Origin of the sequence: Mucilaginibacter kameinonensis (assembly GCF_003675385.1) — a bacterium.
In the GTDB taxonomy this organism is placed as follows: domain Bacteria; phylum Bacteroidota; class Bacteroidia; order Sphingobacteriales; family Sphingobacteriaceae; genus Mucilaginibacter; species Mucilaginibacter kameinonensis.
Map to the genome: position 1 here is coordinate 1 of NZ_RCWZ01000005.1, position 15,091 is coordinate 15,091.

The following is a 15,091-nucleotide window of genomic DNA, read 5'->3' on the forward strand; positions in this document are numbered from 1 at the left end:
TAACCTCTAACCTCTAACCTCTAACCTCTAACCTCTAACCTCTAACCTCTAACCTCTAACCTCTAACCTCTAACCTCCAAAACCACTGTATCATTACCGTACACAAAGTGTTACACTTACGAACAGTTAATGATTTTATTTTGATTTAAGTATCTGACAATAAGGTATTTGTTGTTTTGGTATGTCTTTTACATTGAAATAAAAAATCGCTGTACGGTATGCTTAAAAATTACTTCAAAATAGCCTGGCGCAACATTGTTCGCCACAAAGGTTATTCTGCCATAAATGTTGCGGGCTTAACAGTTGGCTTAGCGGCCTGTTTGCTCATTTTCGTCATCATCCAGTTTGAGCTTAGTTTTGATACATTCAATCCTAACTATAAAAATATCTACCGTATAGTAACACAGGAAAAACACGAGTCGGAAACTACTACCAATCCCGGTGTCGCGGTTCCGGCTACCGATGCCTTGCGACTGGATATCCCACAGGCTAAAGTGGCGGCTTTGAACGGTAGCTATGGTAGCCAGATCACCGTACCTGAAGCAGCTGGCAGCAACAGCGGCGATAAAAAATTCACCGAAAATATAGGTGTGTTATTTATTCAGCCACAGTTCTTCGATATTTTTAGCTATAAATGGCTGGCAGGCAGCCCATCAGTATTGGCTAACCCCGATATGGTGGTTTTAGATAAAAGCTCGGCCGTTAAGTACTTTGGCGACTGGACTACCGCTGTAGGCAAAACTCTTAAAATGGATAATGTTTTAACACTGAAAGTGTCTGGCGTTGTTGAAGATGCTCCGGTAAACAGCGATTTCCCGTTTAAGATAATGGTATCATTTGTTACCTGGAAACAACATCCTAAAGACTATAACTACAGTGCCGAATGGGGATCAACAAGCAGCAGCCACGAAGTGTTTATGTTGTTCCCGGCAAGTATGTCAAAAAACAGTATTGATAACCAGTTAAAAGCGTTTTCGGCCAAACATTTCAAAAAAGGATCGGCACAAACCACGTTACTGCCGCAGCCACTTGCCGATATGCACTTTGATACCCGTATAGGTAACCCGCTTGGTGATCATAGCACCAGCAAGGCTACTTTGCGCACCCTGTCGTTCATCGCCTTGCTGATCATTATTATGGCTTCTATCAATTTCATCAACCTGTCTACAGCGCAATCTGTTGGCCGGTCAAAGGAAGTTGGTATCCGTAAGGTATTGGGTAGCACCCGTCCGCAATTAATTGCCCAGGTAATTGGCGAAACCACGCTTATTGTTATTGCTTCTGCGTTGATTGCGTTGGCCGTGGCGAGGCTGGCCATGCCACAACTCAAAAATATAGCCAATGTACCTGATACTATCAGTCTGTTTACCGCCGGAAGCATATTGTTCCTCGTTGCAAGTACCATAACCATAGTGCTGTTATCGGGCATTTATCCTGCATTGGTGGTATCTGGGTTTAAACCAGTGCTTGCCCTTAAAAATAAAATTACAGCCGCGTCAATAGGAGGCATCCCGCTTCGTCGTGCGCTTGTAATTGCCCAGTTTGCCATATCTCAATTGCTTATTATAGGTACTATTGTGGCTGTAAACCAAATGGACTATGTTAACAAGGCCGATCTGGGTTTCAATAAAAACGCACTACTTATTATTCCTGGTTATACTGATAGCCTGAGCCTGCATAAAATGGAATCATTTAAGCAACAGGTACTGCAAAACCCCAATGTAAAAGCGATCACTTTCTCATCGGATGTGCCATCTTCAGAAAATAACTGGGGCACCAATTTCGACTTTAATAACTCCACCAAAGATGTAGGTTTTAACACCTATCTTAAGTTTGGTGATGTAGACTACTTTAAAACTTATGGGTTAACATTTGTTGCCGGCAAAGGCTATGATGTAAGCGATACCGCCAGGCAGTACGTAGTTAACGAAACATTTATACATAAACTTGGCATCCAAAATGCCAACGAGGCTATCGGCAAAACATTGCGTTTAGGAGGAGGCAGATGGCTGCCGATAGTGGGAGTGGTTAAAGACTTTAAAACTAATTCGCTCCGTGAGGCAATTAAACCGATTGTGATCTCTCCGGCTAAGAAATTTGAAGGTCAGATCGGCATCAAAATCCAAACATCCGACCTAAACAAAACGGTAGCTCAACTGCAAAAACTTTGGGAAAATACTTATCCCGAATATGCTTATAACGGTTACTTCCTGGATGAAAATATAGCCAAATTTTACGAGCAGGAAAATAAAATGGCCCTGGTGTATAAGGTATTTGCCGGTATAGCCATATTTATATCATGCCTTGGCTTATATGGTCTTGTATCGTTCATGGCCGTTCAGCGTACAAAAGAGGTCGGCATCCGTAAAGTACTGGGTGCTTCGGTAAGCAGCATCGTATTCCTGTTTTCGAAGGAGTTTATGATACTTATCGGAATCTCGTTCCTGATAGCGATGCCTGCAGCATGGTATATTATGAATGGCTGGCTGCAAAACTTTGTGTACCGTATTTCCATGAGTGTATGGATCTTTTTACTGGCGATAGTATCATCGCTAATAATAGCATGGGTAACAGTAGGCTATAAAGCAGTTAAAGCGGCACTTGTTAACCCGGTTAAAAGTCTGCGATCTGAATAGTCATGGTATCATTTGCTTCGCGTCATTAAGTCATTGACAAAAACGTAAAGCAAAATGCATAATGACTCGAGGACAAGGCAATAAATGATGCGAAGCAAATGACACAACGTAAATGACCTGATGATACAACCATGATAGGAAATTACATTAAAACCACTGTACGGGGCCTGATGAAAAACAGGGCTTTTAGCTTTTTGAATATTGCCGGTCTGGCTATAGGTGTAGCTTGCGCGTCTATGATATTCTTGTGGGTGCAGGATGAACTTACCTTTAATCACAATTTTGTAAAGCGGGACAACCTGTACACGGTTCGTGAAAATCAAACCTATGATGGTAAAACCTCAACATTTCGTGCTACTCCCGGGCCGATGGCTGCAGCCTTGAAGGGTGATATTCCCGGTGTGAAAAATGCCGCCCGGATGGCCGGAGAAGACGATATAGTATTCGCCCTGGGTGAAAAAGTGATTAATGAGCAAGGCTCATATGCCGACGCGGAGATTTTTCCGATGCTTAAATTGTCTTTTGTTCATGGCGACGAAGCCAATGTTTTTCATGATCTGCATTCGGTAGTGATTAATGCAACCATGGCCAAAAAGTTTTTTGGTGATGCCAATCCAATTGGGAAAACCTTAAAAATGAATAATGAGCAGGATTTTGTGGTTACCGGTGTATTTGCAGATCTGCCCAAAAACTCAACATTCCAGATGCAATGGTTTGCGCCTTTAAAAAACATCGATCATATGCAGCCCTGGATGCAGGATTGGGGCGCCAACTGGGCCCGAACTTATGTAGAGCTGGAACCGTCTGCGGATGTTAATGCCGTTAACAAAAAGCTGGCTAATTATATCGGTACCAAAAAGAACGGTAATAAAACGGTCTCTTTTCTTTTCGGAATGAATGACTGGAACCTGCGTGATAAATTTACCGACGGTAAAATGGATGGCGGCCGCATCGAATACGTTCGCCTGTTTTCGGCAATCGCGTTTATCATTCTTATTATTGCCTGTATCAATTTCATGAACCTTTCAACTGCCCGGTCCGAAAAACGGGCTAAGGAAGTTGGTGTTCGTAAAGTTATGGGGGCAGGTAAAGGCAAGCTTATAGCCCAGTTTATAGGTGAGGCGGTGATCATGGCATTTATTGCAGTAATAGTAGCTGTATTTTTAATTTATGCTGCCCTGCCATCGTTCAATAATATGGTTCAAAAGGAGCTTACTATTGATCTTTTACAACCATCGCACCTGTTTTATTTATTGTCGATAGGTTTGGTTACTGGCTTGCTGGCCGGGAGCTATCCTGCGTTTTACCTGTCATCATTTAATCCTATTGCGGTATTAAAGAATATTAAATTGCCATCAGCGGCAGGCGCCGGTTTTATCAGGCAAAGTTTGGTGGTAATTCAGTTTTCGGTATCGATCATACTCATTATTGGTACGGTAATTATCTATCAGCAAATTCAGCATGTAAAAAACCGTGAACTGGGTTATCAAAAAGATAATCTTGTTTATATCGATACCAAAGGCAAGCTGACAGATCACTTCGCGGCGGTAAATAATGAATTAAAACAAACCGGTGTTGTGGCCGATGCTTCATTAAGCGAATATCCTGTTTTGCAGATCTGGAGCAATACCGATAACTTTTCATGGGATGGTAAAGACGCCTCAAAAAATCCATTGATCACTATCGAAAGTGTGAGCCCGCAGTTTGTATCAACCATGAATATGAAATTGATTGCAGGCCGGGATTTTTATGCCAATGCCAAGCTTGATAGCAGCAACGTGATCATTAACGAAGCTTTTGCCAAACAAATGGGCAAAGCGGGGCATGTGGGCGGTATTATCAGGGATGGAGGCAGCAAGCCTTATCAAATAGCAGGGATCATTAAAGATTTCCTATACAATGACATGTACGTTTCGGGCGCGCCGCTAATGTTGTTTAGCCGCCCGCAAAACAATAATATTTTAACCATCCGATTTAAACAGGGAGTTAATTTAGCTGAAGCTCTGGCTAAAGCCGGCGAAGTTTACAAGCGCGCTAATCCGGGCTATCCCTTCGAGTACAAATTTGTTGACGCTGATTTTGATGAGCTGTTTAAAACGGAAGCCCTTACCGGGAAGCTGGCCGGTGTGTTTGCTTCGCTGGCGGTTGTGATATCTTGTCTTGGGTTGTTCGGTTTAGCAGCCTATACCGCCGAAAGAAGGATTAAAGAAATAGGCATCCGCAAAGTGCTTGGCGCGTCGGTGACTGGTTTAACTGGTTTGTTATCCCGCGATTTTCTGAAACTCGTGGCCATTTCATGCCTGATCGCTTTTCCGGTTGCATGGTACGCCATCAATAATTGGTTGCAAAGCTATCAATACCGGGTAACTGTACAGTGGTGGGTATTTGCCGCCGCCGGAATAGCAGCCATCTTAATAGCACTGGCAACCGTAAGTTTCCAGGCCGTTAAAGCAGCGCTGAGTAACCCGGTGAGGAGTCTTCGTTCGGAATAAGATCATTAGGTCATTTGCTTCGCGTCATCAAGTCATTTTTAACGCGGGCAAAATGACTTAATGGTTCAATGACATAATGACTAAGTTATGATAAAGAATTATTTAAAAATCGCGTGGCGCAATATACTCAACAACAAGGTTTATAGCGCAATTAACATACTGGGGCTGGCTGCCGGGATGGCGGTTGCGCTGATGATTGGTCTTTGGGTGGCCAATGAATATTCGTACGACAGATTTTTACCTAATTATGAGCAGCTTTATCAGGTTGAACAACATTTTACCACCCAGCACGATGGTGAGCATACGCAAACAGCTGTTTCATTGCCATTGGCAGATGTGTTGCGTAAGGAAATTCCGGGTATCAAGCGTGTTGCCGAAACCGATTGGATAGGAATGCAATGGCACGACCTGCTGGTTGGTGATAAAAAGCTTTATGTTGCCGGAGGCGCAGCAAATCCGGATTTTTTGCAAATCTTTAAATACACGTTTGTGAAGGGGAACGCGAAGGACGTGTTTACCCAGCCAAATTCTATTATCCTGAACGAGTCGACCGCTACGGCTTTGTTTGGTAATACTGATCCTATCAATAAGGTAGTACGTTACGATAACAGCCAGAACTTAAAAGTAACCGGTATTGTAAAAGATATCCCTAAAAACGCCACACTTCAATTTAGCTTTCTGACGCCTTTCAGTTTTAAGGAGGCAACCGAAGGCTGGATGAAGGGAGCCCGCACCATGTGGACAAACAACTCGTTCAACATGTACCTGGAGTTGCAGCCTGGGGTAACCATAGAGCAGATCGCGCCAAAAATTAAAAACATTGTATACGACCATAGCGAACAGATGCGCCCGGCCAAACCAGAGGTAATTATTCATCCGCTAAAAAAATGGCACCTGTATAATGACTTTAAAAACGGCAAGGCTGTTGGTGGTTTTATAGATTATGTGCGTATGTTTAGTGTGATAGGCATTTTGGTACTGCTTATTGCTTGCATCAATTTCATGAACCTTTCAACCGCACGTTCAGAAAAACGGGCCCGCGAGGTTGGGGTGCGTAAAGCTATCGGTTCTCAACGCAGTGACCTTATAGCCCAATTCCTGGCCGAATCGGTCATGATCACTTTCATCTCATTTTTGTTATCGATAGTGATGGTGCAGTTGGCTATTCCGTCGTTTAATGCAATTGTAGGTAGCGCTATTAATATTCCTTATACTAATGCATTGTTTTGGGGAGCAATGATAGCTTATGTACTGCTTACAGGTTTATTAGCAGGTAGTCGCCCTGCTTTTTACCTGTCGTCATTCAACCCGGTTCAGGTATTAAAAGGTACTATCAAAGTTGGCAGATCGGCTTCGCTACCGCGCAAAATATTGGTCGTGATGCAGTTCAGCTGTTCGGTTGCCCTCATCATTAGTACTATTATTGTTTACCAGCAAATTCAATACGCTAAAAACAGGCCTACCGGTTACAGCTCAACCCGCTTGATGATGACTGACATGAGCGGTGATCTGGAACATAACTACAGCGCTTTAAAAAATGATCTGATAGCAAGCGGAATGGTTGAGAGTGTAGCCTCGGCTTCAAGTCCTGTTACCAATATTTACAGCCATGCCGGTGTAGAAAATTGGCCCGGTAAAAATTCGGGAGAAACAGGTATTAATGTCGGTGCCGTTTCTATATCGCCCAACTACTTCAAAACAATGGGTATGGCTATGAAAGAAGGTCGTGACTTTTCGGCCGAGTGGGCAGCTGACACAACAAATGTTATCATTAATGAAGCCGCTGTTAAACGCATGGGGCTGAAAGATCCTATCAATAAAGTTATAAACTATAGTTTTATGGGGCGGGTGCACATCATTGGCGTAGTTAAAGATGCCTTGATGGAATCGCCTTTTACTCCTGTGCAGCCTGCTGTATTTAATCATGGCAGGGGAGGGAATAACATCATGTATCGTCTTGCCCCCAACGCGAACATGCAGGATGCTATTAAAAAGATAGGGAAGATTTTTGATACCTATAACCCGGCATATCCTTACATCTACCAGTTTGTTGATGAGGAATACAACCGCAAGTTTAGCCTTGAAGCGTTGGTTGGCAAGCTGGCCGGGGTTTTTGCGGGGTTAGCTATTTTTATATCATGTCTTGGTTTATTTGGCTTAGCGGCTTACGTGGCCGAGCAACGCACCAAAGAAATCGGTATCCGTAAGGTGTTGGGTGCCTCAATAGCACAGGTATGGCTGCTGCTATCAAAAGAATTTATTTTACTGGTAATGTTAAGCTGCGTCATTGCAACACCGGTAGCTTTTTATTTTTTGAAAGATTGGCTGCAAAAATACGATTACCGGATAACCATAGGGCCGTGGGTATTTGTGCTTTCGGCTGTTGCTGCTATAATTATCACGCTGGTTACTATAAGTTTCCAGGCTATAAAGGCGGCTGTTACCAATCCGGTGAAGAGTTTGAGGAGTGAATAATTTCATTTAGTCATTTGCTCCGCGTCATTAGGTCATTTGAACGCCGGAGTCAATGACCTAATGACTAAATAATTTAACTATGATCAAAAACTATATAAAAATTGCATGGCGAAATTTGGTTTGTAACAAGGCTTACGCAACCATTAGTGTTATTGGTTTGGCTTTGGGTGTAGCATGCGGTGTATTGATATTTACACTGATCACCTATCACTTGAGCTTTGATACTTTTCATAAGGACAAAGACAGGATCTATCGTTTCTATACTGAATTTCATGATCAGGGTGTAGACCGCGTAGGCGCTATCCCGCAACCCATGGCCAAAGGCTATCGCAATGATTTTGCCTTTAGCGAAAAAACCGCAAGGTATATCAGCTTCAACAAAACGTTGATCACCCTGACACGCGGCAGCGAGGTTAAAAAATTTGGCGAAGACGACGGTGTTGCCTTTGTTGAACCTGAGTATTTCGACATCCTGAATTACCCGCTGTTAAAAGGAGATAGGAAAACTATTCTTACCAATCCAAATGAGGCTGTGGTTACCGAAAAGATGGCCCACAAGTATTTCGGTAATGATAACCCAATTGGTAAAGTTTTTAAGCTTGATAACAATATCAACGTTACCATAACGGGCGTATTAAAGGATTTACCAAACAATACCGATCAAAAGCAACAGATCCTCATTTCATACTCAAGTATGGAAGCATATGCTGGTAAAGGTCGTGAAAATAACTGGGGCGGTGTTTACAGCGGCTGCCAGGGTTTTACCCGGCTAAAACCAGGAGTAACCAAGGCACAGGTTGAAACAGCCATGCTTCAGTTGGTTAAGAAAAATTATACCGGCCGCGATTTGCAGGTTTGGCGCTTTAAGCTACAGCCCATTGCCGAAATGCACTTTGATCGTGAGCTTGGTGGCTATGCAGATAAAAGCTATTTGTGGGCGCTGTTTTTTATTGGTGTATTCCTGATCATTACCGCATCTGTAAACTTCGTAAACCTGGCTACAGCGCAGGCCCTTAACCGCTCAAAAGAGGTTGGGATTCGTAAAGTACTCGGCAGTCAGCCTTTTCAACTATTCTGGCAGTTTATTGCCGAAACTGCAATTATCAGTATTATAGCGGTTGGGGTAGCCATTGGCTTGTCTGAAATTGCGCTACCTGCGTTGAATAACCTGTTCCACGCGCGAATGGTATTTAACTGGCCGCAACTGAGTGCTTTTATTGTGCTGATTACCATTGTTGTAGTATTCCTTTCTGGCTCGTACCCGGGTTTGGTACTGGCAAGGTTTCAGCCCATCAAGGCACTTAAAAGCAAGCTGTCGCAAAAAGATGTTGGCGGGTTTTCATTGCGCAGGGTATTGGTGGTTACCCAATTTACCATCTCGCAGGTGCTGATTATTGGTACCATCATCGTGGTATCTCAATTGCATTATTCACAAACTGCCGATCTGGGTTTTAATAAAAATGCCATAGTGCTGGTGCCGCTTCCTCAAAACGATAAGGTAAAAATGAGCACAATGCGCAATCGGATAACCGAAATTAAAGGAGTCGAAAATTTGTCTTATTGTGCTAATGCACCGGCATCACGTTCAAACAGTAATACCGGTATTCAGTATGATAACCGTGCAGAAGATGAGCATTGGAGCGTAAACACGAAACAGGCCGATGAAAATTACATTTCGACCTTTGGTATTAAACTAATTGCCGGCAGAAATTTCTTTAAAGGAGATTCGGTAAAAGAACTCTTGGTGAACGAAACCTTTGTGAACAAACTGCACCTTAAACCGCAGGACGTAATTGGAAAACAAATGGCCATTAACGGCCGCGATTATAAGGGCACCATTGTTGGCGTGATGAAAGATTTTTACAATTACTCTTTCCATTCAGAGATTTCGCCTTTATGTGTGATGCCTAATTACCAGGACTTGGGTACCGTAGCTATAAAAATTGATATGCGTAATGCTAAAGAGACCCTGGCACAGATTGACAAGATTTGGAACCAGACCTTCCCGGAAGAATTATATTCATATCAGTTCCTGGACGATACTATTGCCCACTTTTACGAAATGGATAGGATTCTTTTAACCCTTGTTGAAGCGTTTGCCGGCATAGCGATCATTATAGGTTGTCTTGGCCTGTATGGGTTGGTATCATTTATGGCGGTACGTAAAACCAAGGAGATTGGCGTACGCAAGGTATTGGGCGCTAATATCAGCAGCATTTTATGGTTGTTCGGCAAGGAGTTTAGCATATTACTGCTTATCGCATTTGTGATTGCTGCTCCGCTGGCATGGTGGGCAATGCATAATTATCTAAAAGATTTTCAATACCGGATCAGCATCGGCCCGCAAATATTTGTGATATCGATACTGTCAAGCTTTATTATAGCCTGGATCACGGTAGGCTACCGGGCTGCCATGGCAGCATTGGCAAATCCGGTTAAAAGTTTGCGTTCTGAATAGTCATTGGTTCACTTGTTCATTAGTTCATTAGTGAACGCGAGCAAGATGAACAAGGACTTTCTACGTGCAGATAAATACCAGTGAACTAATGAACAAGTGAACTAATGAACCGAAAGAAATGTTTAGAAATTATCTGAAAATAGCCTGGCGAAATGTTTTAAATAACAAGGCTTATACGGCTATTAATGTTTTAGGATTGGCCGCTGGGATGGCGGTTGCCTTAATGATAGCGCTTTGGGTTGCTAATGAGTATTCGTACGATAGGTTTTTGCCTGATGTGGATAGAGTGTACCAGATACGCCGCAATTTTAACAGCAATGGCGAAACGCTAACGTTTAGCTCAACCTCGTTGAAATTGTCTGACGTGTTGCACACCATTCCCGAAGTTGAATATGTGGCAACCACAGATTGGACTGGCACTCACGGCTTGATAGTTGGTGATAAAAAACTATCAATTAGTGGTATACAGGCAGGCAGTGATTTTCTTAAGATCTTTTCATATACCATGTTGCAAGGCAATCGTTCATCTGCTTTGAGCGATGCCTATTCCATCGTGCTAACAAAAGCTACCGCGATTGCTTTGTTCGGTACCGAAAATGTGATCAATAAAGTTGTGCGGATAGATAACACGTATAATTTGAAGGTTACCGGGGTAATGCAGGATATACCCTCAAATTCGTCGATGCAATTCAGGTTCGTGATCCCTTTCAGTCTTTTGGAGCAAACACAGTCGTACATGAAAGGCGCTCATGCAAGCTTCGGTAATAATGGCTACCAGCTTTTTGCTAAACTGAAACCGGGTGTAAGTTATACGAAGCTTGCTGCCAAGATCAAAAATGTCGAAAAGGGAGAAGATAATATCAATGCCAGAAATTCTGAAGTGATCATGCAGCCAATGCTTGATTGGCATCTGTATTCCGACTATAAGAACGGTGTAGCGAGTGCGGGCTTTATTGATTATGTGCATATCTTTAGTGTTATCGGCGTATTGGTGCTACTGATAGCATGCGTTAATTTCATTAACCTCACAACTGCCCGCTCCGAAAAGCGTGCAAGGGAAGTCGGGATCCGCAAGGCCATTGGTTCTCAACGCCAGCACCTGATCTTCCAATTCCTGACCGAATCAGTGTTAATCACCTTCATATCGTTTATATGCTCTATAATTTTTGTGCAGGTAGCTCTTGGTCCGTTTAACGCACTTACCGGTACTGCTATCGCCATTCCGTTTAATAACATTACTTTTTGGCTGATAACCATAGGCTGTGTATTACTTACTGCTTTAATAGCAGGAAGCCGACCTGCATTCTACCTTTCATCATTCAATCCTGTAAAAGTTTTAAAAGGCACCATACAAGTGGGACGCTCTGCATCTTACTCGCGCAAAATTTTGGTGGTGATGCAGTTTAGCTGTTCTATAGCCTTGATCATAAGTACAGTAGTAATTTACAGGCAGATCCAGTATGCCAAAAACCGTCCTAATGGGTACGATATAAACCGGTTAATGGCCACCAATGCCAATGAAGATCTCGGTAAACATTTTGATGCGTTTAAAAACGAATTAATTCAAAGCGGCTTAGTGCAAAGCGTTTCGTCGGCCTCAAGCGCGGTTACCGATATCGACATGCATAACGATATTGACCAATGGCCGGGGAAATTTGCAGGGGAAACAGTTGAAATGGGGGTAATAGCTGTAGCTAATGATTATTTTAAAACTGTAGGCATGAAAATGCTCGCTGGCAGGGATTTTAATAGTGTCGCTTCAGATTCGCTGAATATTGTTTTTAACGAAGCGGCCATTAAACGTTTACGATTGAAAGGCAACCCGATAAGCCAGACAATTACCTATGGCGGACAGAAATGTAAGATAATTGGCGTAGTTAAAAATGCGCTGATGTTATCGCCATTTGCTCAGGCAGATCCAACCATGTTTGTTTATAATAACAATCCGCATCAAAATATGATCTATCGCCTTTCGGCAAAAGCAAACCCACATGACGCCATTGATAAAATAGGGCAGGTATTTTCAAAATATAGTCCTGCTTATCCTTATACCTACCGCTTTGTTGATGAAGATTACAATCGCAAGTTTGGTCAGGAAGTATTGGTAGGTAAACTATCGGGCATATTTGCAGGTTTGGCCATTTTTATCTCGTGCCTTGGCCTGTTTGGTTTAGCCGCATACATTGCCGAACAGCGTACCAAAGAAATAGGGGTACGCAAAGTATTAGGTGCTACAGTAACCCAGTTGTGGTTTTTACTGTCGAAGGATTTTGTGCTGTTGGTACTGGTAAGCTGTGTAATAGCATCGCCATTGGCATTTTACTTTTTACAAGGCTGGCTGCAAAAATATGATTACAGGATAACTGTAGGCCCCGGCGTATTTATTATATCAGTTGTAGCAGCTATTGTGATCACCCTGGTAACGATTAGTTTCCAGGCAATTAAAGCCGCTATCGCTAACCCGGTTAAGAGTTTAAGGAGTGAATAAGTTGGTCATTGAGTCATTTGCGTCATTAGGTCATTGACCAAAATTCAAAGCAAAAATGACTTAATGACCTGATGACATAATGAAATAAACAGATGATAAAAAATTATTTCAAAACCGCCTGGCGGAATATCTGGAAAAGCAAGGTTTTTTCGGCTATCAACATTTTTGGGTTAGCCGTTGGTATGGCAGCCTGCATCGTGATCACGCTTTTTGTTTATTACGAGAAAAGCTTTGACAATCTGCATACGAAAAATATTTATCGCCTTAACGAGGTGCAAAAGTTTGAGGGTATGGGTGCCTCGCAAAAAGTAGCATTATCCATGTTCCCAATGGGGCAGACCCTCAAGGCCGATTTTCCGGAAGTGAAGAATTTTACCAGGATCCGCTGGCAACAAAAGTTTCCACTCAACTACGGCCTAAAGCGCGTTTATATGCCGCAGGTGTTTTTTGTTGATTCGGTTTTTTTGAAAATGTTTGATTTCAAATTGCTGCGGGGCGATAGGGAAACCGCTTTATTAAAACCACGCAGCGTTTTATTAACCGAGGATGCCGCCAAACGCATGTTTGGTGATCAGGACCCAATGGGCAAAACCATTACCAATTACGGGCAGGATACCATAACATATTCGGTTACCGGTATATTGGCCAACGTGCCCAAAAACTCACAGTTACAATTTGATTGCTTGTTTTCGTTTAGTAGTATCTACAAACCCTGGATGTTCACCAATTGGGGCGGCAACTGGTTAAATACCTATCTTGAATTGGCCCCCGGCACCAATATAGCAGCGCTTGAAAAGAAATTTCCGGCCTATCTTGAAAAATACAGGGGCAAGGGCGGCTCCAAAAGCTATGAACTTTTCCTGCTATCGTTGAAAGATGTTCATGCTAACTCGGCAGATATTGGTTTGGATTATATTAATTATCAGAAATTTGATAAGCATATCACTAACCTGTTTACGGTTATTGGCATCATTGTGCTGGTGATAGCCTGTATCAACTTCATTAACCTTTCAACCGCGCGCTCGTCTGAGCGGGCTAAGGAGGTCGGTGTCCGCAAATCCATAGGTGCTGGTCGCGTTCAACTGGCTATGCAGTTCCTTGGCGAAACAGTGTTGTTATCCCTCATCGCCTTGATTTTTGCCTGTATACTGGTAAGCTTGGCCATTCCTTTTGTAAACAGTTTAAGCCAGCGCGATATCAGTTTGCCACTGCATGATAACAAGATGCTGATAGGCGTAGTGTTTATTAGTACAATACTGGTAGGTGTGATATCCGGCATATATCCTGCGCTTTTCCTGTCCTCGTTTCAACCGGTTAAAGTATTGAAAGGAGCTTTTGCTTCAGTTGGAGGTAATAAAGTACCGCTGCGTAATATCCTGGTTGTTGGTCAGTTTACCAGTGCTGTAATTTTGATGATAGCCACCGTGCTGGTTATTAAACAGCTTAAATTTATGCAGCAAAAAGATCCGGGTTTTAACCGCGATCAGATTGTTAATGTTCCCTTGGGTTTGATCCCGCAAAACAAGTATGATCTGTTTAAGCAGGAGTTGCTATCAAACTCAATAGTCCAGGGAGTTACCGCCTCGCAGGATATTTTGGGGAGTCACCTTGATCAAACCGGTATCTCATTTAAACTTGGCGATTCACCTTTGCGCCAGCTTACATCAACCTTACTGGTGGTTGATAATAACTACCTCGATCTGTACAAGATCAAGCTGCTGATGGGCAAAAACTTCTCTACCGATACTTCGGCCGTATGGAAGCAATACATTATCAATGAAGCGCTGGCTAAAGAGTTGCTGAAAGATCACAAAGGGAAAAACATGGAATCGTTGTTAGGGCAAAGGTTTGGTTTTGATTCTCTTGGTGTGATCACCGGCATTGCTAAAGATTTTAATTTCAATTCGCTCCATTACAAAATAGAAACTTTGTTTTTGGTAAATGGCAAAGGATTCAACCAAATGTCGGTTAAGATAAATGGTGGCAGGGCCAAGGATGCTGTGGCGTTTATACAATCAACGTGGCAAAAGGAGTTTCCGGGCGTACCTTTTGAATACCAGTTTCTGGATGATCATTTTAAAGAAGTTTACAGCGTTGATAACCAGGTAAGCACCGTAGTGAGTATTTTAGCCGGGCTGATCATCATAATATCTTGTTTGGGGCTATTCGGCCTGGCATCATATTCGGCAGAGAAACGGGTTAAAGAAATAGGGGTACGCAAGGTGCTCGGTGCATCCGTACAAAACATTGTAATGCTGCTTTCGGGGCATTTTGTAAAACTGGTGCTGATTGCCAACGTCATCGCCTGGCCTATCGCGTTTTATGCCATGAGCAGGTGGCTGCAAGATTTTGCATATCGCATTGATATCAGCTGGTGGGTATTCGGCACAGCCGGGTTTACATCGCTGCTGATAGCCTTTGCAACGGTAAGCTTCCAGGCCGTTAAAGCGGCTGTTGCTAACCCGGTAAAAAGCTTGCGGAGCGAATGATCAGTCATTTGCTTTGCGTCATTTTGTTGCACGTCATTGAGTCATTTGCTCTG

At 42.9% G+C, this 15,091-nt stretch carries 6 protein-coding genes; all 6 read left to right on the plus strand.

The annotated features are described in order from the left end of the window. Positions 1–218 precede the first annotated feature (218 nt). Positions 219–2,636 carry an ABC transporter permease gene (locus tag EAH55_RS23125; protein WP_121811765.1) on the plus strand — a complete coding sequence of 806 codons (2,418 nt, stop codon included), beginning with the start codon at positions 219–221 and terminating at the stop codon, positions 2,634–2,636. Between the two features lie 131 nt (positions 2,637–2,767). Beyond that, positions 2,768–5,128 (plus strand): ABC transporter permease, encoded by a 2,361-nt coding sequence (locus EAH55_RS23130; protein ID WP_121811766.1) that lies wholly within the window; start codon positions 2,768–2,770, stop codon positions 5,126–5,128. A gap of 87 nt (positions 5,129–5,215) precedes the next feature. Further along, the gene (locus EAH55_RS23135) at positions 5,216–7,603 is read left to right on the plus strand and encodes an ABC transporter permease (RefSeq protein ID WP_121811767.1); all 2,388 of its coding nucleotides are present in this window, start codon (positions 5,216–5,218) and stop codon (positions 7,601–7,603) included. A 79-nt stretch (positions 7,604–7,682) separates the two neighbouring features. After that, positions 7,683–10,061, plus strand: a complete 2,379-nt coding sequence (locus EAH55_RS23140) for an ABC transporter permease (protein WP_121811768.1) — start codon at positions 7,683–7,685, stop codon at positions 10,059–10,061. Positions 10,062–10,179: 118 nt separating this feature from the next. Then, complete coding sequence (locus tag EAH55_RS23145; RefSeq protein ID WP_121811769.1) at positions 10,180–12,549, plus strand: ABC transporter permease; 2,370 nt, start codon at positions 10,180–10,182, stop codon at positions 12,547–12,549. A 92-nt stretch (positions 12,550–12,641) separates the two neighbouring features. After that, positions 12,642–15,038 (plus strand): ABC transporter permease, encoded by a 2,397-nt coding sequence (locus EAH55_RS23150; RefSeq protein WP_121811770.1) that lies wholly within the window; start codon positions 12,642–12,644, stop codon positions 15,036–15,038. Positions 15,039–15,091 lie beyond the last annotated feature (53 nt).

Excerpts from the sequence above, each read along its gene's own strand:
- EAH55_RS23125 (WP_121811765.1), top strand. The coding sequence starts at position 219 with ATGCTTAAAAATTACTTCAAAATAGCCTGGCGCAACATTGTTCGCCAC.
- EAH55_RS23130 (WP_121811766.1), top strand. The coding sequence starts at position 2,768 with ATGATAGGAAATTACATTAAAACCACTGTACGGGGCCTGATGAAAAAC.
- EAH55_RS23135 (WP_121811767.1), top strand. The coding sequence starts at position 5,216 with ATGATAAAGAATTATTTAAAAATCGCGTGGCGCAATATACTCAACAAC.
- EAH55_RS23140 (WP_121811768.1), top strand. The coding sequence starts at position 7,683 with ATGATCAAAAACTATATAAAAATTGCATGGCGAAATTTGGTTTGTAAC.
- EAH55_RS23145 (WP_121811769.1), top strand. The coding sequence starts at position 10,180 with ATGTTTAGAAATTATCTGAAAATAGCCTGGCGAAATGTTTTAAATAAC.
- EAH55_RS23150 (WP_121811770.1), top strand. The coding sequence starts at position 12,642 with ATGATAAAAAATTATTTCAAAACCGCCTGGCGGAATATCTGGAAAAGC.